The organism is Aureimonas sp. Leaf324 (assembly GCF_001423245.1).
GTDB lineage: Bacteria > Pseudomonadota > Alphaproteobacteria > Rhizobiales > Rhizobiaceae > Aureimonas.
On record NZ_LMOH01000026.1, the window covers coordinates 118,290 to 138,972 of the forward strand.

The window sequence follows — 20,683 nt, forward strand, 5'->3', positions numbered from 1 at the left end:
ACATCGCCGGCTCAGCGCCCCTTCAGCGTGCGCGGGCCCAAGGGGTGGTCGGCGTGCGGATAGGGATGATGGGTGTGCGCGTGGCCGTGATCGTGCGCGTGGTCATGGCCATGCGCGTGACCATGATCATGGCCATGTGCGTGATCGTGGTGATGCCCGTCGCCGTGGTGATGGTGATCGTGGCTGTGGTCGTGCGAATGGTCGTGACCGTGGTGGTGGTGCCCATGACCGTGGTCGTGATCATGAGGATGGTCGTGGCCGTGCGCCGCCGGGCCCGTGCCGATGCCCTCGACGTGGTGGTGGTGACTTTCCTGCGGCAGGCCGACCTCGGCCTCGAAGCCCAGCACCTGCTCGCGGTACTTGCACATCTGGCAGTTCATCAGGTTCGTGCCCTGGAGGATCTCCTCCAGCCGGTCGACGAAGGTCTCGACGACGAGGTCGTGCGCGCCGAGATATTTGGCCTTCAGGAAGCGGATGTCCGGATGGGCGGCGGCCACGCGGTCCGTCGCGTCATAGATGCGGTCGACGAGGATGCCCGTGAACAGGAAATAGGGGAACACCACGACGCGCCGGTAGCCGAGCCGCGCGACATGCGTGAGGCCCGGCTCGACCAGCGGAAAGGTCACGCCGGAATAGGTCGTCTCGCCCCAGCCGAAGCCGAGGCCCTCCCACAGGAGGCGCATGACCTTCGCGACGTTGGAATTGGCGTCGGGATCGGACGCCCCGCGTCCGACCACCACCAGCATCGTGTCGTGCAGCGGCTCGCCGTCGCGCCAGCCGTCCGCGCGCAGCGCCTCGCGGATCCGCTCGCCCGCCGCCCGGATCATCTTCGGGTCGATGCCGAGCTCGCGCCCGTAGGTGACCGTGACGTCGTTCTGCGCGGCATAGGTGTTGAGGACGGACGGAATGTCGTTCTTGGCGTGGCCGGCCGCGAACAGCATGCCGGGCAGCGCCAGGATATCGGTCGCGCCCTTGGCCTTCAGCCGGTCGAGGCCGTCGCGGATGATCGGGGTCGCGAATTCGAGATAGCCGTAGTCGACGCTCCAGTCCGGCAGGCGGCGGGCCATCTTCTCGGCAAGGCCGCGGAACTCGTCCACCGCGCCCCGGTCGCGGCTGCCATGGCCGCACAGCATCAAGGCCTTCATCGTCGTCCTCCGTCGTCGTGTCGCGTCGGAAGAGGCGCCACGCGGCTTGCGCGACGAATCGATCCGCCGGTTTCCGCGTCGGCCCCCGGATTGGGTCGGCCGCCCGTGAAATCATGTGTGAGAGCCCCGTTCGAGGCACCGTCAGGCCCCGGCTTCATGACGGACGACAGCCGCTTCGTCAAATCCCGTGCGTTTTCCCTTGGCCGGGAGCGCCACCCGCCTTAAGCCCATCCGGCCCGCCCGCGAAAGCCGCCGCCATGCCCTTCGACGAAACCTTCCTGCTTCTGGTCCTTGCTGCCTTCGGCGCGGGACTGATCGACGCGATCGCGGGCGGCGGCGGCCTGATCACCGTGCCGGCGCTGCTCCTCGGCGGGCTCGACCCGCTCTCGGCGCTCGGCACCAACAAGCTCCAGTCGCTGTTCGGCTCGGCCTCGGCGACGATTTCCTACGCGCGGCGCGGCCATGTGAAGCTCGGGCCTCTGCTGCCTGCGGCGGGCCTCTCCTTTGCCGGCGCCTGCCTCGGCGCGCTCCTGGCGACAGCCCTGCCGCTCGACCTCCTGCGCCGGCTCCTCCCCTTCCTTCTCATCGCCATCGCGATCTACTTCGCGGTGAAGCCCGGCCTCACCGACATCGACCGCGAACGGCGCATCTCGCCGCGCGCCTTCGCCCTGTTCTTCGTGCCGCTGATCGGCGCCTATGACGGGCTGTTCGGGCCCGGCACCGGCTCGTTCTTCATGCTCGCCTTCGTGTCGCTCGCCGGCTACGGCATCCTCAAGGCGACCGCGCACACCAAGCTCCTGAACTTCGCCTCGAACGTCGGGGGCTTTGCCGTCTTCGCTGTCGTCGGCACCATCCACTGGAAGCTCGGGCTCGCGATGGGGATCGCGCAGTTCTTCGGCGCGCGCGTCGGCGCCGGCGTCGCCATGCGCTTCGGCGCCGGTCTGATCCGCCCGCTCCTGGTGCTGGTCTGCATCGCGCTCGCGGTGCGGCTTCTCTGGTCGTGAGCGGCGCCCGCGTCCCGGCCCTGATGCTTCAGGGCACAGGGTCGGACGTCGGGAAAAGCGTCCTCGTCGCCGGCCTCTGCCGGCTGTTTGCGAACCGGGGCCTCACGGTGCGGCCCTTCAAGCCGCAGAACATGAGCAACAACGCCGCCGTCGCCTGGAACGCCGAGGCCGGCGAATGGGGCGAGATCGGCCGGGCGCAGGCCCTTCAAGCCACGGCCTGCCGCGTGGCGCCGAGCGTCCACATGAACCCGGTGCTCCTCAAGCCGCAGTCGGAGACCGGCTCGCAGGTCGTGGTGCAGGGCCGCGTCGCGGGCACGGCGCGCGGGCGCGACTACCAGGCGCTGAAGGCGACCTTCCTGCCCGCCGTCCTCGACAGCTTCGACCGCATCTCGCACGGCGCCGACCTCGTCGTCGTCGAGGGCGCGGGCTCGCCGGCCGAGATCAACCTGCGGGCCGGCGACATCGCCAACATGGGCTTCGCGCGCGCCGCCGGCGTCCCGGTCGTGCTGGTCGGCGACATCGACCGGGGCGGCGTGATCGCCTCCTTGGTCGGCACGCACGCGATCCTTCCGGAGGGCGACCGCGCGCCGATCCACGGCTTCCTGATCAACAAGTTCCGCGGCGACGTCTCGCTCTTCGACGAGGGGCTTGCGGCCGTCACCCGCTTCACCGGCTGGCCGAGCCTCGGCGTCGTGCCCTGGCTTCCGGAGACGGCGCGCCTGCCGGCGGAAGATTCCGTAGCGCTCGACCGCCGGGCGAGCCCGGAACCGCGTCCGGGCGATCTCGTCGTCGCCGTGCCGCGGCTGCCGCATATCGCCAACTTCGACGATCTCGATCCGCTCGCGGCGACGCCCGGCGTCTGCGTGCGCCTCGTCCGGCCGGACGAGCCCTGGCCGCGCGAGGCCGGGCTGGTGCTCCTGCCCGGCTCCAAGGCGACGATCGCCGATCTCGAGGCCCTGCGCGCGCAGGGCTGGGACCGCGCGATCCTCGACCACCACGCCCGCGGCGGCCGGGTGCTGGGGCTCTGCGGCGGCTACCAGATGCTGGGTCAGCGGATCAGGGACCCCTACGGCATCGAAGGCGAGGCGGGCGAGACGGCGGGCCTCGGTCTCCTTGACATCGAGACGCGCCTTCTGGGACCCAAGACCCTCGCCCAAGTCGAGGCCCGCTCGATCGACGGGACGACGTTCCCCGCCTACGAGATCCACATGGGCCGGAGCGAGGGTCCGGACCGGGCGCGACCCTTCGCCACCGTCGCCGACCGTCCGGAAGGCGCGACGAGCGCCGACGGGCGGGTCCAGGGCACCTATCTCCACGGCCTCTTCACCGGCGACCGCTGGCGCGAGACCTGGCTCTCGGCGCTCGGCGTCGCGCCCGGCGGACGCTCGCACAGCGCCGAGATCGAGGCGGCGCTCGATGCCGTCGCCGCCCGGCTCGAGACCTCGCTCGACATCGCAGCGCTGGAACGGATCGCCCGCGCGCGCTGATCGGCCGCGCGCAAGATGTCGTTTCCGTAATTGGCAATCCATCTCGAAGCGTTCCAACATCGAGGGGACGCAACGGGGACCCCGCTTCATGGCCACATCGACCCTCGCCGATTCGCGCTTCGGCTACGGCCTCGTCTCGCGCGTGCTGCACTGGACGATGGCGCTCCTCTTCGTCTGGCAGTTCGTGACGGTGGTCCTGTCGGCGGTCGCCGAGGATACGGCGATCGAGCGCTTCTTCTGGGGCACCCACTACTCGGTCGGCTTCACGCTCTGGGTGCTGGTGCTGCTGCGCGGTGCTTGGGGCCTGTCGCAGCTGAAGCATCGCCCGCCGCACGAGGGCCCGCCGCTTCTCCAGCGTGCGGCGACGCTCGGCCACCTCGCGCTCTATCTCCTGATGGTGATCGTGCCCTCGCTCGCCATCCTGCGCGCGGCGAACAACGGGCGCGGCTTGCGGGTCTATGGCATCGAGCTCGTGGCGCCCGGCGGCGAGGCGAACCCGGCGCTGACCGCCCCCGCCAACCTCCTTCACGGCTTCCTCGGCTGGACGCTCTTCGTGCTCATCGCCGGCCACATCGCCATGGCGCTCTGGCACGGGCTCGTGCGGCGCGACGCGACGCTGCGTCGCATGACGCGGGGCCCCGAGCGGTGTCCGCGCTCGCTGCGCTCGGTCTGACGGCCGGTCAGTCCTCGGTCGCAAAATCCTTGAAGCGGCCGGCCCAGTCCTTGTGCCAGCGCGACAGCGGCGGGCGGTTCTCGACGATGTCGCCGGCCGCCCAGCGGATGCGCTTCTCGTCGGTGCGCCGGTCCGTCTCGCCGTCCGGGCACAGGATGTAGAAGTCGCCCGCCTCCAAGCGCTCCATCATGAAGTCGATCGTCTGGTCGGGCGTCCAGGCGCCCTCGGGCTTCTCGGTGCGCCCCCTGGCGGTCAGCCCGGTGAACACGAAGCCGGGAATGAGGAGCGCGGCTTCCACCTGATGCCCCGCCGTCTCGCGCAGCTCGTGCTGCAGCGCCTCGGTGAAGACCTTCACCCCCGCCTTCGAGACGTTGTAGGCCGGATCGCCCGGCGGCGTCGTGATGCCTTGCTTGGAGCCGGTGTTGACGATCAGCGCCGGCTCGCCGTGCGCCATCATGGCCGGACCGAAGATCCGCGTGCCGTTGATGACGCCGCCGAGGTTGATCGACAGCACGGCATCCCAGTTGGCCTGGGTCCCGAAGATCGACGAGCCCGGCTGGATGCCGGCATTGTTCATCAGGACATGCACCTTGCCGAGGCGCTCGGCGATGTGGTCGGCCGTCTTCTGCAGACCGGCGCGGTCGCTCACGTCGCAGGCCGCCGCCACGATCCGCGTCTCGTCGCCGTCGGCGAGCGCGACAAGCTCCTCGTGCGCGCTCGTCAGGTCCTCCATCCGCCGGTCCACCACCGCGACCTTGAGGCCGGCCTTGGCGAAGCGGCGCGCGGCCGCCAGCCCGATCCCCGCCGCGCCCCCGATCACGACGGCGGTGTGGAGCGGAGCGATGGCGGGATGGTGCATGGAAAGAGCCTTTCGACCGTGACGTTCACGGGTCGGAAAATAGCCGATCGGTCCCAAGAGAAAAGACGGCGTTGACGTGGGTGGCGCTGCTGCCTGCGATGACTTGCGGTCGTGGAGGAGCATTCGGCCGGCTGGGCACCACGACCCGTGATCACCGATGCGACGAGGTCGGTTTGACTTCGGAGACTGAATCGGCATGCTGCGCGAATGACCATGATCGATCTCCGCGAGGCGCTCAGCGCCCGGGTTACCCCCGCCGCACCGTTCTAGCCCCAGCGCTCGGCTGCCTCGCGCCCCGATGCTGGGGTTTCGATCACGTCACCTCCCTTTTCATTCCGCCAAACGACGACTGATCTCGTCGATGGGCCCGCACGTCTTCCGCCGCGCTGAACGAGCCGTCGAAACGTGCGATCTTCGGAATTTTTCCATGTCTCAGAACCCCGCCAACCGTCTGCCCAAGATCACTGTAACGGAGCCGGACTTCGAAAGCCTGTCGCGGATCGCCAATGCCTCTCTCGACGCCTTTCCGGACGTTGCGGAGGAGCTTCTGCGGGAGCTGGATCGTGCCCGGGTCGTCGCCGAGCGGTCCGCAAAGCCAGATGTCGTGCGTATGAACTCGGTCGTTTCGTACAGGCTGGACGACGGGTCCGAGCGACGCGTCGTGCTGGTCTATCCCGCCGCTGCGGACATCTCGCAGAGCCGTGTCTCTATCATGACGCCGATCGGCACAGCCCTCATCGGGTTGAAGGAGGGGCAGTCCATCACATGGACGAACCGGACGGGCAAGCGCCAGCAACTGACCGTTCTCGCGGTCCAGCCGCCTGCTGCCGACCTGTCGTGACGGTGGAGCGCAGGACGGGCGTCATGGCGGCATAAAGCCGGACATTCCTTGGAATGCAAGGCAGCGGAACTCCAGTTGGGCGGTCGCCAGCAGGCGCCCCCGGCGGCACGGGTCACACAAAGCTCGCGCCAGTTGTTCGGTCGATTGACTGGAACCCCGCTTCGTCTATCCTCGCGCGCGGATGGTCCTGCCCCGCAACTCGCGCGGGCAGGCTAAGAGGGAATGCGAAGGGCCGACTTAAACCAAGGGCCCGTATCGCAGCCGACCCCGCGACTGTAGAACGGCGAGGTGCCTCCGCCGGCAGGGTTCTGCCGGAAACGCCACTGGACGTGATCGTCCGGGAAGGCAGGAGGACGACCGGTGACCCGTGAGCCAGGAGACCTGCCATCCGTTTCGAGGCGGCCATTCCGGCCGCCGTCACGGAGGTTGAACACCATGACGTCGTCCACGACGAGCACCGCTCGAAGCCCCGCCCTGTCCGCGCGCCTGCCGGCCGCGGTTCTCGCCTTTGCCGCCGGTGCGTTCCTCCTCTGGGGGGCCGGGTTTGCCGGCGCCGACGCGCTGCACGATACGGCGCACGACGCGCGCCATGCCATGGGTCTTCCCTGCCACTAGAGGCTCCACGCCTCGATCCGTCGATCGCGTCCGCCCGCCCGACCGGCGGCGGAGACCTCGTTCTATGGCACGGCCGCGCCGCGCGTCTCTCCAGGCGCGCCCGCCGGCCGGAAGGGGAATTCCCATGCTCGCTCGCTACTTTCTCGCCGCGCTTCTGGCCGGCATCCTCGCCGGCGTCCTCATCACGCCGATCCAGCACCTCAAGACGACGCCGCTGATCCTGGCTGCCGAAACCTACGAGGACGGCGGCACGGCGCATGACCGCGCGGCCTCGTCGCTCCGCCTCGTCACGCCGGCTCACGCCCATGGCGGCGCGGCGCACGCGGAGGGCGGAGACGTCGCCCGCCTCGGTGGGACGCTTCTGGCCAACGTCGTCATCGGCGCGGCCTTCTCGCTCCTGCTTCTCGCGGTCAGCCTCGGCCTCGACCGGCCGGTGACGCTTCGCAACGGCGCCGTTTGGGGTCTGGCCGGGTTTGCGGTCGTCACGCTCGCCCCGGCGCTCGGCCTGCCGCCCGAGCTTCCCGCCATGCCCGCGGCCGATCTTGCGGCACGTCAGGCGTGGTGGCTCGCGACGGTCGCGCTGACGGCGGGCGGCCTGTGGCTCCTCGTGTCGCACCGCTCGAGCGCGGCGATCCTCGGCGGGCTGGCGCTGCTTCTCCTGCCGCACGTCGTCGGCGCGCCGCATCCGGCCGATCTCGCAAGCCCCGTGCCGGCGGCGCTCGCCGCCGAGTTCGCCGTCGCCTCGCTCGGCCTGTCCGCCTTCCTGTGGGCGACCACGGGCGCGCTCCTCGGCTTCGGGCTCGACCGGGCTCGGCGCGGGGCGGCCGTTCCGGCATGAGCCTTCACTTCGTCCTCGGCGGGGCGCGCTCGGGCAAGAGCGCGCTGGCCGAGGACATGGTCCTCGGCAGTGGCCTCCAGCCCCTTTATCTTGCGACGGGCCGTGCCTTCGATACCGAGATGCGGGCGCGGATACACGAGCATCGCGAGCGTCGCCCGCCTCCGTGGGAGACGATCGAGGAGCCGCTGGCCCTACCCCAGGTCCTCGCCCGCGAGGCGCGAGGCGATCGGGCCATCCTCGTCGACTGCCTCACCCTCTGGCTCACCAACCTGATGCTGGAGGACGGCGACATTTCCGCTGGATCGGATGCGCTGGCCGACGTCCTGCGCACGCCGCTTCCCGGCCTCGTCGTGATCGTCTCCAACGAGGTCGGCCTCTCCATCGTCCCGGACAACCGGATGGCGCGCGCGTTCCGCGACCATGCCGGCCGGCTCCACCAACGCGTCGCGGCCCTCGCCGATGCGGTGACCTTCGTCGCCGCCGGCCTGCCGCTCAAGCTCAAGGGCTGATCCCATGCAGAAGATTCCCGCCACCGTGATCACCGGCTTCCTCGGAGCCGGCAAGACGACGCTGATCCGCAACCTCCTCCAGAACGCCGACGGCCGTCGCATCGCGCTCATCATCAACGAGTTCGGCGATCTCGGCGTCGACGGCGACATCCTTAAAGGCTGCGGCGTCGAGACCTGCCGCGAGGAGGACGTCGTCGAACTCACCAACGGCTGCATCTGCTGCACGGTGGCCGACGACTTCATCCCGACGATGGAAAAGCTTCTGGAACGGGCCGACCGGCTCGACCACATCGTGATCGAGACCTCAGGGTTGGCCCTGCCGCAGCCGCTGGTCGCCGCCTTCAACTGGCCCGAGGTCAAGGCGCGCGTCACGGTCGACGGCGTCGTCACGGTCATCGACGCCGCGGCCGTCGCCGCCGGGCGCTTTGCCGACGACGAGGCGAAGGTCCAGGCCGCGCGCGAGGCCGACGAGAGCCTCGACCACGACAATCCGCTGGAGGAACTCTTCGAGGACCAGATCCGCGCCGCCGACCTCCTCGTCCTGAATAAAGCCGACCTCGTGGATGCCGCGGCGCTGGCCGCCGTCCGCGCCAAGGTCGAGGCCGAGGCCGGCCGCAAGCTCGCCGTCGTGACCGCCGAGAACGGGCGCCTGCCGGCCGACGTCATCCTCGGCCTCAAGGCCGGCACGGAGGGCCTCATCGCCGACCGCCGCTCGCATCACGAAATCCATCACGCCGACGGCCACAGCCACGACCACGAGGACTTCGAAAGCTTCGTTGCGGAGGGCGGGGAGTATGCCTCCGTCGAGGCGCTGACGGAGGGTCTGACGAGCGTCATCGCGCGTCACGACATCCTGCGCCTCAAGGGCTTTGCCGCGATCCGGGGCAAGCCGATGCGCCTCGTCGTCCAGGCCGTCGGCGGGCGCATCGAGACCTATTTCGACCGGCCCTTCGCGTCCGGCGAGGCGCGCGTCTCGCGCTTCGTCGTGATCGGATTGCACGATGCGATCGAGGACGGCGAGGCGGCGATCCGCGAGGGGATCGCGGCGCTGGCCGAGGCGCCCGCGGCGGCGGCCGAGTAGCTTGCACCTTCTCAGCCTCCAGCGCGGGACGATCGCCGACGGGCGCGAGGCGGTCGACCTCGGGCATACGCCGGGGCGCGTCCTCGTCCTGTCGGCGGCCGACACCGAACTTGCCGCGCTGGCGTTTGCCGCCGACCGGCTGGCGATGGACGGGGCGGCGCTGCGCCTCGCCAACCTCCTGCGCCTCGCGCACCCGATGTCGGTGGACACGCATGTCGGGGCCCTGGCACCGCACGTCCGCCTCGTGGTGATCCGGCTGCTGGGCGGTGCGGCCTACTGGCGGCACGGCTGCGAGGCTTGGAGCGCGGCGGCGCGGCGCCATGGCTTTGCGCTCTGCGTGCTGCCGGGCGACGACCGCCCCGACCCCGGCCTCGACGCCTATTCGACATTGGCGGAGCCGAAGCGCGAACGTCTCTGGGCGTACCTGCGCGAAGGCGGCGCGGCCAATGCCGATGCCTTCCTGCGCGCCTGCCTCGCGCTCGCCGACGGGACCATGCCGGACGATGCGCCGGCTCGCCCGATCCTCAAGGCCGGTCGGCTGGAGCGCCCGCGCGCGCCCGCGCCGGTCGCCGCGCGGCCGCTCGCCGCCGTCGTCTTCTACCGCGCCCTCGTCCAGAGCGGACAGACGGAGACGGTGGAGACGCTGGCCGAGGCGCTGGAGGCCCGCGGCTTCGATGTCCTTCCGGCCTATGTCTCCAGCCTCAAGGACCCCGTCAGCGCGGAGACGCTGCGCGCGCTCTTTGCGCCGCGCGCGCCGGACGTCGTGATCAATCTCACAGGCTTTGCCACCTCCGCGCCCGGCCGCCCCTTCGCCTCGACCGTGCTCGACGAAGGCGGCGCCGTCGTCCTCCAGGGCGTCCTCGCCGGCACGACACGCGAGGCCTGGGAGGCGTCGTCGCAGGGGCTTTCGGCGCGCGATCTCGCCATGAACGTCGCCTTGCCGGAGGTCGACGGGCGGGTGCTCGCGCGCGCCCTCGCCTTCAAATCGGCCGGCGACCGGCACGAGCGGACCGAGAGCGACATCGTCGCCCATCGCCCGGAGCCCGGCCGCATCGCCTTCACGGCGGCGCTCGCCGCGCGCTGGGCGGCGCTGCGGCGCACGCCGGCGCCCGAGCGGCGGATCGCCATCCTTCTCGCCAACTATCCCAACCGCGACGGGCGGATCGGCAACGGCGTCGGGCTCGACACGCCGGCCGGCACGATCGAGGTTCTGCGTGCGATGCGGGCGGCAGGCTACCGGACCGGCCCCCTGCCGCACGACGGCAACGCGCTGATCGCCCATCTCCAGGCGGGACCGACCAATGCCGGACGCGACGCGCGCGAGATCCGCGAGACGCTGTCGCTCGACGACTACCGCCGCGCCTTCGACGCGCTGCCGGCCGCGGCCCGCGCGGCGATGACCGAGCGCTGGGGCGCGCCGGAGGACGATCCGTTCTTCCACCCCGCCCACGGCTTCGCCCTGCCGCTCGCCCGGTTCGGAGAGGTCGTCGTCGGCGTCCAGCCCGCGCGCGGCTACAACATCGACCCGAAGGACACCTACCACGCGCCGGACCTCGCGCCGCCGCACGGGTATCTCGCCACGTACGCTTACCTCAGCGAGACGTTCGGCGCGCAGGCGATCGTGCACATGGGCAAGCACGGCAATCTCGAATGGCTGCCCGGCAAGGCGCTAGCGCTCTCGGACGCCTGCTTCCCCGAGGCCGTGCTCGGCCCCCTGCCCCACCTCTATCCGTTCATCGTCAACGACCCCGGCGAGGGGACGCAGGCCAAGCGCCGCTCGGCCGCCGTGATCGTCGACCACCTCACCCCGCCGCTGACGCGCGCCGAAAGCCACGGGCCCGCGCGCGACCTCGAACGCCTCGTCGACGAATATTACGAGGCGGCGCAGGGCGACCCGCGCCGCACCGCGCTCCTCAAGCGGCAGATCGTCGAGATGCTCGGGGAAACCGGGCTCGGGCGCGACGCCGGCCTCCATGCCGGCGATGTGGACGACGCGGCGCTCGAAAAGCTCGACGCCTGGCTCTGCGACCTGAAGGAGATGCAGATCCGCGACGGGCTGCACATCTTCGGACGCGCTCCGGACGGCCGGCTCCTCGACGATCTCGCGGTCGCGCTCGCGCGCCTGCCGCGCGGCGACCGGGACGGCGACGCCTCGCTTCTGCGGGCGCTCGCGCGCGACTGCGGGCTCGACGGGTTCGATCCGCTCAACTGCCCGATGGGCGCGCCGTGGGAGGGCTCGCGCGCCGCCGCCCTCCAGCGGCAATCCGCCGATCCCTGGCGGACGGCAGGCGATACGGTGGAGCGGCTGGAACTCCTGTCTTCGCGCCTTGTCGCGGGAGCAGAAGTTCCCAAGCCGGGCTGGGACGCCACCCGCGCCGTTCTCCACGAGATCGCGACGCGCCTGAAGCCGGCGATCGCCGCCTGCGGCGAGGCCGAGATCGCGGGGCTCCTCGCCGGGCTCGACGGCCGCTTCGTGCCCCCCGGCCCCTCCGGCGCGCCGACACGTGGGCGGCCGGACGTTCTGCCGACGGGCCGCAACTTCTTTTCCGTCGACACCCGTGCCGTGCCGACGGAAGCGGCCTGGGCGCTCGGGCGCAAGTCGGCCGAGCTTCTCGTCACGCGCCACCTTCAGGACCACGGCGACTGGCTGCGCGCGGCGGGCCTCACCTGCTGGGGCACCGCCAACATGCGCACGGGCGGCGACGACATCGCGCAAGGCTTCGCCCTGATCGGTGCCAAGCCGACCTGGGACCGTGCGTCGGGGCGCGTCACCGGCTTCGAGATCCTGCCGCCCGCCGTCCTGGGCCGTCCGCGCGTCGACGTGACGCTGCGCGTCTCCGGTTTCTTCCGCGATGCCTTTCCCGATCAGATCGCTCTCTTCGACCGGGCCTGCCGCGCGGTGGGCGCGCTGGAGGAGGACGAGGGCGACAACCCGATCGCCGCCCGCATGGGGCGGGAAGCGCGCGCGCTGGAGCACGAAGGGCTCGAGCCCGGCGAGGCCCGGCGGCAGGCCGGCTACCGCGTCTTCGGCTCGAAGCCCGGCGCCTACGGCGCGGGCCTTCAAGCGCTGATCGACGAGGGCGGCTGGCAGACCCGCGGCGACCTCGCCGAGTCCTTCCTCCACTGGGGCGCCTATGCCTATGGCGCGGACACGGAGGGCGCACCCGAGCGCGCCGCCTTCGAGACGCGGCTTGGGGCTATCGAGGCGGTGATCCAGAACCAGGACAATCGCGAGCACGACCTTCTGGATTCGGACGACTACTACCAGTTCGAAGGCGGCATGAGCGCCGCCGTCGAGCACCTGTCGGGGCGCGCGCCGGCGGCCTATCACACCGACCACTCGCGCCCCGAGCGCCCGCTGATCCGCACCCTCGACGAGGAGATCGCGCGCGTGGTGCGGGCGCGCGCCGTCAATCCGAAGTGGATCGCCGGCGTCATGCGCCACGGCTACAAGGGTGCCTTCGAGATGGCGGCGACGGTGGACTATCTCTTCGCCTTCGCCGCCACCACGAATGCGGTGGCCGACCGGCATTTCGACCTCGTCCACGCCGCCTATCTCGAGGACGAGACGGTCGCGGCCTTCCTGGAAGCCAACAATCCGGCGGCGATGGCCGAGATGCGGGCGCGCTTCCGGGAGGCGATCGCGCGCGGCCTCTGGCGTCCGCGCTCCAACTCGGCACAATTCGCCCTCGCAACGGAGGACCACCATTCATGAGCGAGAAATCCCCGCTCCTCGCCGCGATGACCGAGGAGGAGCTCGACGCCCGTCACGCCGAGAAGATGAAGAAGAAGAAGGCGGCGCGCGACAAGATCCTTGCGACCAAGACCGAGGTGAAGGGGCTCGTGATCGTCCACACCGGCAAGGGCAAGGGCAAGTCGACCGCCGCCTTCGGCCTCGTCTTCCGCGCGCTCGGCAACGGCATGAAGGTCGGCATCGTCCAGTTCGTGAAGGGCAGGTGGGAGACCGGCGAGCGTCAGGCGCTGGAACGCTTCCCCGGCGAGGTGACGATCACCGCGATGGGCGACGGCTTCACCTGGGAGACGCAGGACCGCCAGCGCGACATCGCCGCGGCGCGCCAGGCCTGGGACCGCGCCAAGGCGATGATCACGGACGAGGAGCACCAGATGGTGGTGCTCGACGAGCTCAACATCGTCCTGCGCTACGAATACATCCCGGTCGAGGAGGTCGTCGACTTCCTGCGCGACCACAAGCCCGAGATGAAGCACGTCGTCATCACCGGGCGCAACGCGCGCGACGAACTCATCGAGTTCGCCGACCTCGTCACCGAGATGGAGATGGTCAAGCACCCGTTCCGCTCCGGCATCAAGGCGCAGCGCGGCATCGAGTTCTGACCCGTCAGCCGTGCAGCTTCAGCGCCGGTCCCTTGGCCGGCGACAGCATGTCGGCGAAGATCGCGACGGTGCCGCGCAGGCGCCCCAGCACCTTCCACTGGTGCTGGCGCTGGAGAGCGTTGTAGGCCGCGGTCGCGAACTGGCCGTGGATCAGGAAGTCGTCGCCGTAGCCGGAGCCGATGCGCCCCACCGTGCCGGCGCGGCCGAGCTGCACCAGCCGTCCGCGGTCGCGATACTCGAAGGGCTCGACCGGCTGGCCTTTGAGAAGCAGCGGGATGGTCTCGGCGAGGTAGTCGGCCTGCTGCGAGGCGACCTGGGCCGTCGGCGGCAGTGGTTTCTCGCTGCCCTTCGGCACCATGCTCGCCGCATCGCCCATCACCGTGATCCGCTCGTCCACCGTCGAGCGCAGGGTGCGGTCGACCCGGATGCGACCCTTGTCGTCCAGTTCGAAGTCGGCGAGCCGCTTCAGGACCGGTTGCCCGGCGAGGCCCGCCGCCCAGACCGCGACGTCGGCCGGCCAGCGCTCGCCCGAGATCGAGCGCACGGCCTTCGGCTCGATCGCTGCGACCTTGGCGTCGGTCACCGTCTTCACGTCGAGGTCTTTCAGGCGCTCCACGAGCTTGGCGCGCAGGGCGTCGTCGATGCCGGGCATGATGACGTCGGCGGATTCGAGGATGGTGATGCCGAGCAGCCGCTCGGCCTTCGCCTTGCCGCCGCGCAGGAGAAAGCCGGTCTCCGAGTCGCGAAGGTGCGCGGCAAGTTCGGTGCCCGTCGCGCCCGAGCCGACGATCACGACCTCGGCCGGCATTCCGCTCGCACGCGCCCGGATCATCACGCCGGCAAAGCGCGTGCGGAAGTCTTCCGCATCCTCGGGCCGGTCGAGGCGCACGGCGTTCTCCGAAACGCCCTCGATGCCGAAGTCGGGCGTGACGCCGCCGAGCGCCACCACCAGAAGATCGTAGGCGAGGAAGCGCGCGGGCGCGAGTTCGCGCCCCTCCTCGTCGTGCATCGGCGCGAGCTCGACGCGGCCGCCGGCGCGGTCCACCGCCCGCACCTCGCCCTGTTCGAAATGGAAGCCGCGCATGCGCGCCAGCATGTAGAAGGAAATCTCGGCAAGCGTCGAAGACACGGTGCCGGCGGCGAACTCGTGCAGCCGCGGCTTCCAGAGGTGGGTCATCTCGCGATCGACCAGCGTCACCTCGATGCCGTCCGGGCCCGCCAGTTGCGAGGCGAGTTCCAGCCCGCCCGCGCCGCCGCCGAGGATCAGCACCCGCCGTCCCGTCGCCCGATCCACCATGCCCGATCCTCGTCCCTTGCGTATCGCAACGCGAAGACCTGCGGGGCTAGATGGTTCCCATCAGCCCGGTGATACCGATCACGATCAGGTAGATCGCGACGATATAGTTCAGGAGGCGCGGCATCAGGAGGATCAGAATGCCGGCGATCAACGCCGTGATCGGCTGGATCGTGATGATATCCATGGTCGTCTCCGAAAGCCTGGGGCTCAGCCCATATACCAGCCGTGGCTGGCGGTGATCGACTGGCCGGTGAGCGCAGCCGAACGGAAGCCGGCAAGGAAAACGGCGAGCGCCGCGACGTCTTCCAGCGTCGTGAACTCGCCGTCCACGGTGCGTCCGAGCATCACGTTCTTGACGACCTCCTCCTCCGAGATGCCGAGGTCGCGGGCCTGCTCGGGAATCTGCTTCTCGACGAGCGGCGTGCGTACGAAGCCGGGGCAGATGACGTTGGAGCGCACGCCGTGCTTGCCGCCCTCCTTCGCCATGGTACGCGCGAGGCCGAGAATGCCGTGTTTGGCGGCGACGTAGGCGCTTTTCAGCGCCGAGGCCTCGTGGCTGTGCACCGAGCCCATGTAGATCAACGCGCCGGACTTGCGGGGATACATGTGCCGCACGGCGGCCTTGGTCAGCAGGAATGATCCGCCAAGATGGATGTCGACCACGCGGCGGAACTCCTCGTAGGGGAACTCCTCGATCGGGTGGACGATCTGGATGCCCGCATTGGCCACCATCGCGTCGAGACGCCCGAAGCGCTCGGCGATCCGATCGACGCCGGCGTTCACCATCGCCTCGTCGGTGACGTCCATCGTCACCGCCAGAGCCGTCCCGCCGGCGGCCTCGATCTCGGCGGCGACCTTCTCCGCCCCGTCCGCGGCAATATCGGCGATCCCGACGCTCGCGCCCTCGCGCGCAAAGGCCAGCGCGATCGCCCGGCCGATGCCCGACCCCGCGCCCGTGACCACCGCGACCTGTCCCTGAAGCTGCATGACGCCCGTTCCCTGCCGGCTCTCGATGCCGCAGATGATAGAAGCCCGGGAGCCGGCGAACAGCCCCGCCGTCCTCGCCAAACGACGCCTCGATACTCGCGCGCACGCCGTTCCCGCTTTATAAGCGCCGCAACATGGCGCTCGGACAGGGAACGGTTTCGATGGCAGCGACGAGGATCGACGGCAAGGCGGTGGCCGAGGACGTGCTGGCGACGGTGAAGCGGGCCGCCGCCGACCTCGAATCGCGCCGGGGCGTCAAGCCGGGGCTTGCCGTGGTGCTGGTCGGCGAGGATCCCGCAAGCCAGGTCTATGTCGGCTCCAAGGGGCGCATGGCCCGGGAATGCGGCTTCCACTCCGTCACCCACACGCTGCCCGCCGACGTGCCGCAGGCCGACCTCCTCGCCCTGATCGACCGGCTCAACGCCGATCCCGCCATCCACGGCATTCTCCAGCAGCTGCCGCTGCCCAAGGGCCTCGACGCCGACGCCGTCGTCGGCCGCATCCATCCGGACAAGGACGTCGACGGCCTCACCGTCGTCAATGCCGGGCGGCTCGCGTCGGGCCTCGCAGGCGAAGCCTTCGTGCCCTGCACGCCCGCCGGCTGCATGGTGATGCTGCGCCGGGTGCTGGGCGACGACCTGTCGGGCCAGCGGGCCGTCGTCGTCGGCCGCTCCAACCTCGTGGGCAAGCCGATGGCGCAGCTCCTCCTTCTCGCCAACGCCACCGTCACCGTTGCCCACTCTCGCACGAAGGACCTGCCCGCCCTTTGCCGCGAGGCCGACATCCTCGTCGCCGCGATCGGCCGCCCGCAGGCGCTCGGCCCCGACTGCATCAAGCCGGGCGCTGTCGTCATCGACGTCGGCATCAATCGGATCGACGCGCCCGAGCGCGGCGAAGGCAAGACCCGTCTCGTCGGCGACGTCGCCTACGAGCCCGCCAGCCAGATTGCTTCGGCCATCACGCCCGTTCCCGGCGGCGTCGGCCCGATGACCATCGCCATGCTCATGGCCAACACCGTCACCGCCGCCTACCGCGCGGCCGGCGAGACGCCATCGACGTTCTGAGGGTCGCGGCGAGGATCGGCGGGGCTGCCGCCCCGGTCCCCGCTCGGGAAGGAATTCCCGAGCCCTTCTTTCTCTTTGACATCAAAACGGGGCCGGCGGCCCCCTTTTTGATGTCACCCAAGATGGGGGTCCAGGGGAATCATTCCCCTGGCGGGGTGCAGGGGCAGCGCCCCTGCTGCACCCCCGGCCGCGCCCTCAGGCGTCCTTGGTGCTCTCGTCCGGCACGCCCGGCTTGGTGTCGACGCCGGCGGCGGGCGCCGCGCCCTTGGGGCCGCCCTTCGACACGCCGACGAGGGCGGGGCGGAGGACGCGCTCGCCGATGGCGTAGCCTTCCTGGACGACCTGCACCACGGTGTTCGCCGGCAGATCCGGGTTCGGGATTTCGAACATCGCCTGGTGGAAGTTCGGGTCGAAGCGCTGGTTGAGCGGCTCGAGCCTTTTCACGCCGTGGCGCTCCATGGCCGAGAGCATGGAGCGGCCGGTCATCTCGACGCCTTCGACAAGGGCGGTGAAGCCGGCGTCGCCGCTCTCGCGCGCGCCGGCCGGCAGGGCCTGGATGGCGCGGTCGAGATTGTCCGACACCGAAAGCATGTCGCGGGCGAAGTTTGCGACCGCGAACTGGCGCGCGTCCTTGATCTCGCGCTCGGTGCGACGACGCAGGTTTTCCATGTCGGCGGCCAGACGCAGAAGGCGGTCCTTGACGTCGGCGTTCTCGACCTCGAGTTCGGCGATCCGGGCGCGATCCGCCTCGGAGGCCTGATGGCCGCCCCAGGTCGGCACCGTCTCGTCATCGCCCGTCGGCGTCTCGATGTGCGGCGCGTTCATGTCGCCGGCGGTCGCCCCGGCGCTGCCGCCGCCCTTGAAGAAGGCCTGTCCGCCCGTCGTCGCCGCCTCGCCCTGGCGTTCGCCTGCCGTCTTGTCAGTGTCGCTCGTCATCGAAGAGGGCGCTCCTTGATCATGGAAAATCGGGCCTGTTCCCGCCGTCGACGCGATGGGTCGACGGCCGTCGCGGCCGGGAATGGGTCGGTGCGGGATATCGAATGGGGCGGGCGGAAAATCAAGGCCGGCGGGGCGGCGCGGTGCCCGAAAGAAGGCGCGAGACGAGCCGAGCGGTGTAGTCCACCATCGGCACGATGCGCCGGTAGTTGAGGCGCGTCGGGCCGATCACCCCGACGGCGCCGATCACCCGGTCGTCGCCGTCGCTGTAGGGCGCGATCACGAGCGACGAGCCCGACATGGAGAACAGCTTGTTCTCCGACCCGATGAAGATGCGCACGCCGTTGCCGGCTTCGGCGAGGTCGATGAGCTCCATGATCGAGCTCTTCGATTCGAGGTCGTCGAAGAGGTGGCGAAGACGTTCGAGGTCGGGCGCCGCGGTGACGCTGTCGAGAAGGTTGGCGCGACCGCGCACGATGAGGCGGGACGGCGTGCCCGCGCCCTCGCCCGACCACACGGCGAGCCCCGCCTCGACGAGTTCCTGCGACAGGCGGTCGAGCGCGCGGGCGGTGTCGTCCTTCAGGGCGGCGATGCGCGCGCGCGCCTCGCCGAGCGTGCGCCCGACGACATGGGCGTTCAGGAAGTTGGCGGCTTCCAAGAGCTGCGAGGCGGTGATGCCGGGCGTCAGCTCGAGGACGCGGTTCTCGACCTCGCCGTTCTCGCCGACGAGCACCACCAGCGCGCGCGTCGCGTCGAGGCGCACGAACTCGATGTGCTTCAGCCGGATGTCGGCCTTGGAGGCGAGGACGATCCCCGCCCCGCGCGACAGGCCGGACAGAAGCTGCGAGGCCTCGGTCAGAAGCGCGTCGACGGGGCGGCGCTCGCCTTCGGCCCGCACGCGCTCCTCGATCTCCAGGCGCTCGCGCTCCGGTAGGTCGCCGGTTTCGAGGAAGGCGTCGACGAAGAAGCGCAGGCCGATCTCGGTCGGCAGGCGTCCGGCCGAGACGTGCGGCGCGTAGATGAGACCGAGCGCCTCGAGATCCGACATGACGTTGCGGATCGAAGCGGGCGAAAGCTGGTTGGTCAGGAGGCGCGACAGGTTGCGCGAGCCGACCGGCTCGCCCGATTCGAGATAGCTGTCGACGATCAGCCGGAAGATCTCGCGCGAGCGCTCGTCGAGCGCCTGCCCGAGATCGAGGCGCCGATCCAGGGGATCGCGCGGGAGGGAATGCGAGGGACCGATCTTCATGACGGTCCCGAATATATGGATCGGCGCGGGCCCGGCCAAGCGCCGCGATGGCGCAGGCACCGGGAAATCGCGGGACCGGCCCTCGGGACGGGCGGGACCGCGACCGTGGTCCCCGGAGCGATCCGATCTAGCTAGACAGGACCGAAACCCGACAGGACGCGACGCCCCCATGGAACCCCTCGAACTCCAGCACGGCGACCTGACGCTTCGCGGCACGCGCTATCCTGGCGGCCGTGCCGGTCATGTCCTCCTCGCGCACGGCTTCTCCAACAACCGCATGGGCAACAACCGCATGTTCGTCGAACTGGCCCGAGCGCTGGCGGCCAAGGGCTTCGACGTCATGAGCTTCGACCGCGCCGGCCATGGCGAGAGCGACGGCCGCTTCTTTGACGTGAACGTGCCGGACGAACTGGAGCAGCTGTCGGCCATGTGCGACCTCGCGCCCCGTCCGGTGCATCTCGTCGGCCACTCGCTGGGCGGAATGGAATCGGCGACGCTGGCCGGCCGCCGGCCCGATCGGATCGCGAGCCTCACCCTCCTCGCCCCGGCCGCGGCGAGCGTCGACGAGGTGGCGGACGGCAAGATCCTGGGGCGGCCCTACGGGTCGATCCTCGCCGGCGAGCCGTTCGACGTGAACGGCCAGGCGATCGGCCCAGCCTTCGTGCGCGGCATGAAGGGATACGACGCCTATGCGGGCCTTTCCGGCTATCGCGGCCCCGTCTTCCTCCATCACGGCGAGGCCGACGAGGTGGTGTCGTTCCGCTATGCCGAGCGCTATCGCGAGGTCTGGCCGCAGGCCCGGCTGACGTCCTATCCCGGCGGCGACCACGGCTGGCAAAGGCTCCCCTTGCGCGAGCGGCTGATCGAGACGTGCGTGCGCGAGATCGCCGAGGTCGCCGCGCAGGCGAGCTGACGGGCGCTCGCTCAAGGGCCGGCGGCGCATAATCGGCGCCGCCGCTTCCGGTCGCCGATGGTATGCGTTAAGGAGACCGCAACACCTTCCAGCCCGAGCGGACACTCCATGCGGCCTTCCAAACGCCAGAACGACGAATTGCGGCCCGTCTCGCTGGAGCGCGGCGTCTCGCGCCATGCCGAGGGCTCCTGCCTCGTCAAGTTCGGCGATACGCATGTGCTCTGCGCCGCCAGCCTCGAGGAACGCGTCCCCGGCTGGCTGAAGAACACCGGCAAGGGCTGGGTCACGGCCGAATACGGGATGCTGCCGCGCGCCACGGGCGAGCGCATGCGCCGCGAGGCGGCCGCCGGCAAGCAGTCCGGCCGCACGCAGGAAATCCAGCGCCTGATCGGCCGCTCGCTTCGCGCCGTGGTCAACCTCCAGGCGCTCGGCGAGCGCCAGATCACCATCGACTGCGACGTGATCCAGGCCGACGGCGGCACGCGCACGGCCGCCATCACCGGCGCCTTTGTCGCCCTGTCGGACTGCCTCGCCTGGATGGAGACGCGCGGCATGGTGAAGCGCGACGCGGTCCTGAAGGACCATGTCGCCGCCATCTCCTGCGGCATCCATCAGGGCACGCCGGTGCTCGATCTCGACTATCTCGAGGACTCGGCCGCCGAGACGGACGCCAACTTCGTGATGACCGGGCGCGGCGGCATCGTCGAGATCCAGGGCACGGCCGAGGGCGAGCCGTTCTCGCGTGCCGAGCTCGACGCGCTCCTGGGGCTGGCCGACGCCGGCATCCGACAGCTCGTCGAGCATCAGAAGGCGGTGCTCGGCGCCTGAGCCG

Annotated in this window: 20 protein-coding genes and 1 riboswitch; of the genes, 13 read left to right on the forward strand and 7 right to left on the reverse strand. The window is 70.4% G+C overall.

The annotated features are described in order from the left end of the window. Window positions 1-11: 11 nt before the first annotated feature. Entirely contained in the window at window positions 12-1,145 is a 1,134-nt protein-coding gene (locus tag ASF65_RS15710; RefSeq protein WP_055891066.1) for a sirohydrochlorin chelatase, read from the reverse strand. 257 nt (window positions 1,146-1,402) lie between these two features. Between ASF65_RS15710 and ASF65_RS15715 the strand changes: the two genes are divergently transcribed. From ASF65_RS15715 to ASF65_RS15725, 3 genes are all read left to right on the forward strand, one after another. After that, entirely contained in the window at window positions 1,403-2,149 is a 747-nt protein-coding gene (locus ASF65_RS15715) for a TSUP family transporter (protein WP_055891068.1), read from the forward strand. A 23-nt stretch (window positions 2,150-2,172) separates the two neighbouring features. Further along, window positions 2,173-3,636 carry a cobyric acid synthase gene (locus tag ASF65_RS15720; RefSeq protein WP_055891071.1) on the forward strand — a complete coding sequence of 488 codons (1,464 nt, stop codon included), beginning with the start codon at window positions 2,173-2,175 and terminating at the stop codon, window positions 3,634-3,636. An 88-nt stretch (window positions 3,637-3,724) separates the two neighbouring features. After that, window positions 3,725-4,309, forward strand: coding sequence for a cytochrome b (locus tag ASF65_RS15725; protein ID WP_055891074.1), 585 nt, complete (start codon window positions 3,725-3,727; stop codon window positions 4,307-4,309). Window positions 4,310-4,316: 7 nt separating this feature from the next. Here ASF65_RS15725 and ASF65_RS15730 read toward each other — a convergent pair whose 3' ends face one another. After that, window positions 4,317-5,168, reverse strand: a complete 852-nt coding sequence (locus tag ASF65_RS15730; RefSeq protein WP_055891077.1) for an SDR family NAD(P)-dependent oxidoreductase — start codon at window positions 5,166-5,168, stop codon at window positions 4,317-4,319. A 361-nt stretch (window positions 5,169-5,529) separates the two neighbouring features. On the opposite strand from ASF65_RS15730, the gene rnk reads away from it, so the two are divergent. From rnk to cobO, 7 genes are all read left to right on the forward strand, one after another. Then, window positions 5,530-6,009 carry a nucleoside diphosphate kinase regulator gene (gene rnk, locus ASF65_RS15735; protein WP_244486750.1) on the forward strand — a complete coding sequence of 160 codons (480 nt, stop codon included), beginning with the start codon at window positions 5,530-5,532 and terminating at the stop codon, window positions 6,007-6,009. A 165-nt stretch (window positions 6,010-6,174) separates the two neighbouring features. Next, window positions 6,175-6,413: riboswitch (cobalamin riboswitch) on the forward strand. 31 nt (window positions 6,414-6,444) lie between these two features. Further along, window positions 6,445-6,624 carry a CbtB-domain containing protein gene (locus ASF65_RS15740; protein ID WP_055891082.1) on the forward strand — a complete coding sequence of 60 codons (180 nt, stop codon included), beginning with the start codon at window positions 6,445-6,447 and terminating at the stop codon, window positions 6,622-6,624. A 124-nt stretch (window positions 6,625-6,748) separates the two neighbouring features. Further along, window positions 6,749-7,462, forward strand: a complete 714-nt coding sequence (locus ASF65_RS15745; protein ID WP_055891084.1) for a CbtA family protein — start codon at window positions 6,749-6,751, stop codon at window positions 7,460-7,462. Continuing rightward, a complete protein-coding gene (gene cobU, locus ASF65_RS15750) occupies window positions 7,459-7,971 on the forward strand; it encodes a bifunctional adenosylcobinamide kinase/adenosylcobinamide-phosphate guanylyltransferase (protein ID WP_055891087.1) in 513 nt (170 codons plus the stop codon). The genes ASF65_RS15745 and cobU overlap by 4 nt, the downstream gene beginning before the upstream one ends. A 4-nt stretch (window positions 7,972-7,975) precedes the next feature. Next, window positions 7,976-9,052, forward strand: a complete 1,077-nt coding sequence (gene cobW / locus ASF65_RS15755) for a cobalamin biosynthesis protein CobW (RefSeq protein ID WP_055891091.1) — start codon at window positions 7,976-7,978, stop codon at window positions 9,050-9,052. 1 nt (window position 9,053) lies between these two features. Beyond that, window positions 9,054-12,767 carry a cobaltochelatase subunit CobN gene (cobN, locus tag ASF65_RS15760; RefSeq protein WP_055891094.1) on the forward strand — a complete coding sequence of 1,238 codons (3,714 nt, stop codon included), beginning with the start codon at window positions 9,054-9,056 and terminating at the stop codon, window positions 12,765-12,767. Continuing rightward, the gene (gene cobO / locus ASF65_RS15765; RefSeq protein WP_055891097.1) at window positions 12,764-13,405 is read left to right on the forward strand and encodes a cob(I)yrinic acid a,c-diamide adenosyltransferase; all 642 of its coding nucleotides are present in this window, start codon (window positions 12,764-12,766) and stop codon (window positions 13,403-13,405) included. Before cobN ends, cobO begins: the two co-directional genes overlap by 4 nt. Window positions 13,406-13,409: 4 nt before the next feature. Here the strand turns inward: cobO and ASF65_RS15770 are convergent, their stop codons facing one another. Genes ASF65_RS15770 through ASF65_RS15775 form a run of 3 tightly spaced genes read right to left on the reverse strand, consistent with a single transcriptional unit; the run spans window position 13,410 to window position 15,689 of the window. Then, complete coding sequence (locus ASF65_RS15770; protein WP_055891100.1) at window positions 13,410-14,702, reverse strand: FAD-dependent oxidoreductase; 1,293 nt, start codon at window positions 14,700-14,702, stop codon at window positions 13,410-13,412. A gap of 46 nt (window positions 14,703-14,748) precedes the next feature. Continuing rightward, the gene (locus ASF65_RS21025; RefSeq protein WP_082505703.1) at window positions 14,749-14,886 is read right to left on the reverse strand and encodes a DUF3096 domain-containing protein; all 138 of its coding nucleotides are present in this window, start codon (window positions 14,884-14,886) and stop codon (window positions 14,749-14,751) included. Window positions 14,887-14,909: 23 nt separating this feature from the next. After that, window positions 14,910-15,689, reverse strand: coding sequence for a 3-hydroxybutyrate dehydrogenase (locus tag ASF65_RS15775; protein WP_055891103.1), 780 nt, complete (start codon window positions 15,687-15,689; stop codon window positions 14,910-14,912). 161 nt (window positions 15,690-15,850) lie between these two features. Between ASF65_RS15775 and folD the strand changes: the two genes are divergently transcribed. Further along, a complete protein-coding gene (gene folD / locus ASF65_RS15780) occupies window positions 15,851-16,753 on the forward strand; it encodes a bifunctional methylenetetrahydrofolate dehydrogenase/methenyltetrahydrofolate cyclohydrolase FolD (RefSeq protein WP_055891105.1) in 903 nt (300 codons plus the stop codon). A 195-nt stretch (window positions 16,754-16,948) separates the two neighbouring features. On the opposite strand, the gene grpE is transcribed toward folD, so the two are convergent. Further along, on the reverse strand, window positions 16,949-17,689 hold the full coding sequence (grpE, locus tag ASF65_RS15785; protein ID WP_082505705.1) for a nucleotide exchange factor GrpE: 741 nt from the start codon (window positions 17,687-17,689) through the stop codon (window positions 16,949-16,951). 121 nt (window positions 17,690-17,810) lie between these two features. Continuing rightward, window positions 17,811-18,938 carry a heat-inducible transcriptional repressor HrcA gene (hrcA, locus tag ASF65_RS15790; protein WP_055891109.1) on the reverse strand — a complete coding sequence of 376 codons (1,128 nt, stop codon included), beginning with the start codon at window positions 18,936-18,938 and terminating at the stop codon, window positions 17,811-17,813. 169 nt (window positions 18,939-19,107) lie between these two features. Here hrcA and ASF65_RS15795 point away from each other — a divergent pair, with 169 nt between their 5' ends. Both ASF65_RS15795 and rph read left to right on the forward strand, forming a co-directional pair. After that, window positions 19,108-19,851 (forward strand): alpha/beta fold hydrolase, encoded by a 744-nt coding sequence (locus tag ASF65_RS15795; RefSeq protein ID WP_055891111.1) that lies wholly within the window; start codon window positions 19,108-19,110, stop codon window positions 19,849-19,851. A gap of 108 nt (window positions 19,852-19,959) precedes the next feature. Then, a complete protein-coding gene (gene rph / locus ASF65_RS15800; RefSeq protein ID WP_055891113.1) occupies window positions 19,960-20,679 on the forward strand; it encodes a ribonuclease PH in 720 nt (239 codons plus the stop codon). Window positions 20,680-20,683: the final 4 nt, after the last annotated feature.

What these genes read in the sequence shown, in the direction of transcription:
- ASF65_RS15710 (WP_055891066.1), bottom strand. Translation starts at nt 1,145, where the DNA reads ATGAAGGCCTTGATGCTGTGCGGCCATGGCAGCCGCGACCGGGGCGCG.
- ASF65_RS15715 (WP_055891068.1), top strand. Translation starts at nt 1,403, where the DNA reads ATGCCCTTCGACGAAACCTTCCTGCTTCTGGTCCTTGCTGCCTTCGGC.
- ASF65_RS15720 (WP_055891071.1), top strand. Translation starts at nt 2,173, where the DNA reads ATGCTTCAGGGCACAGGGTCGGACGTCGGGAAAAGCGTCCTCGTCGCC.
- ASF65_RS15725 (WP_055891074.1), top strand. Translation starts at nt 3,725, where the DNA reads ATGGCCACATCGACCCTCGCCGATTCGCGCTTCGGCTACGGCCTCGTC.
- ASF65_RS15730 (WP_055891077.1), bottom strand. Translation starts at nt 5,168, where the DNA reads ATGCACCATCCCGCCATCGCTCCGCTCCACACCGCCGTCGTGATCGGG.
- rnk (WP_244486750.1), top strand. Translation starts at nt 5,530, where the DNA reads ATGGGCCCGCACGTCTTCCGCCGCGCTGAACGAGCCGTCGAAACGTGC.
- ASF65_RS15740 (WP_055891082.1), top strand. Translation starts at nt 6,445, where the DNA reads ATGACGTCGTCCACGACGAGCACCGCTCGAAGCCCCGCCCTGTCCGCG.
- ASF65_RS15745 (WP_055891084.1), top strand. Translation starts at nt 6,749, where the DNA reads ATGCTCGCTCGCTACTTTCTCGCCGCGCTTCTGGCCGGCATCCTCGCC.
- cobU (WP_055891087.1), top strand. Translation starts at nt 7,459, where the DNA reads ATGAGCCTTCACTTCGTCCTCGGCGGGGCGCGCTCGGGCAAGAGCGCG.
- cobW (WP_055891091.1), top strand. Translation starts at nt 7,976, where the DNA reads ATGCAGAAGATTCCCGCCACCGTGATCACCGGCTTCCTCGGAGCCGGC.
- cobO (WP_055891097.1), top strand. Translation starts at nt 12,764, where the DNA reads ATGAGCGAGAAATCCCCGCTCCTCGCCGCGATGACCGAGGAGGAGCTC.
- ASF65_RS15770 (WP_055891100.1), bottom strand. Translation starts at nt 14,702, where the DNA reads ATGGTGGATCGGGCGACGGGACGGCGGGTGCTGATCCTCGGCGGCGGC.
- ASF65_RS21025 (WP_082505703.1), bottom strand. Translation starts at nt 14,886, where the DNA reads ATGGATATCATCACGATCCAGCCGATCACGGCGTTGATCGCCGGCATT.
- ASF65_RS15775 (WP_055891103.1), bottom strand. Translation starts at nt 15,689, where the DNA reads ATGCAGCTTCAGGGACAGGTCGCGGTGGTCACGGGCGCGGGGTCGGGC.
- folD (WP_055891105.1), top strand. Translation starts at nt 15,851, where the DNA reads ATGGCAGCGACGAGGATCGACGGCAAGGCGGTGGCCGAGGACGTGCTG.
- grpE (WP_082505705.1), bottom strand. Translation starts at nt 17,689, where the DNA reads ATGACGAGCGACACTGACAAGACGGCAGGCGAACGCCAGGGCGAGGCG.
- hrcA (WP_055891109.1), bottom strand. Translation starts at nt 18,938, where the DNA reads ATGAAGATCGGTCCCTCGCATTCCCTCCCGCGCGATCCCCTGGATCGG.
- ASF65_RS15795 (WP_055891111.1), top strand. Translation starts at nt 19,108, where the DNA reads ATGGAACCCCTCGAACTCCAGCACGGCGACCTGACGCTTCGCGGCACG.
- rph (WP_055891113.1), top strand. Translation starts at nt 19,960, where the DNA reads ATGCGGCCTTCCAAACGCCAGAACGACGAATTGCGGCCCGTCTCGCTG.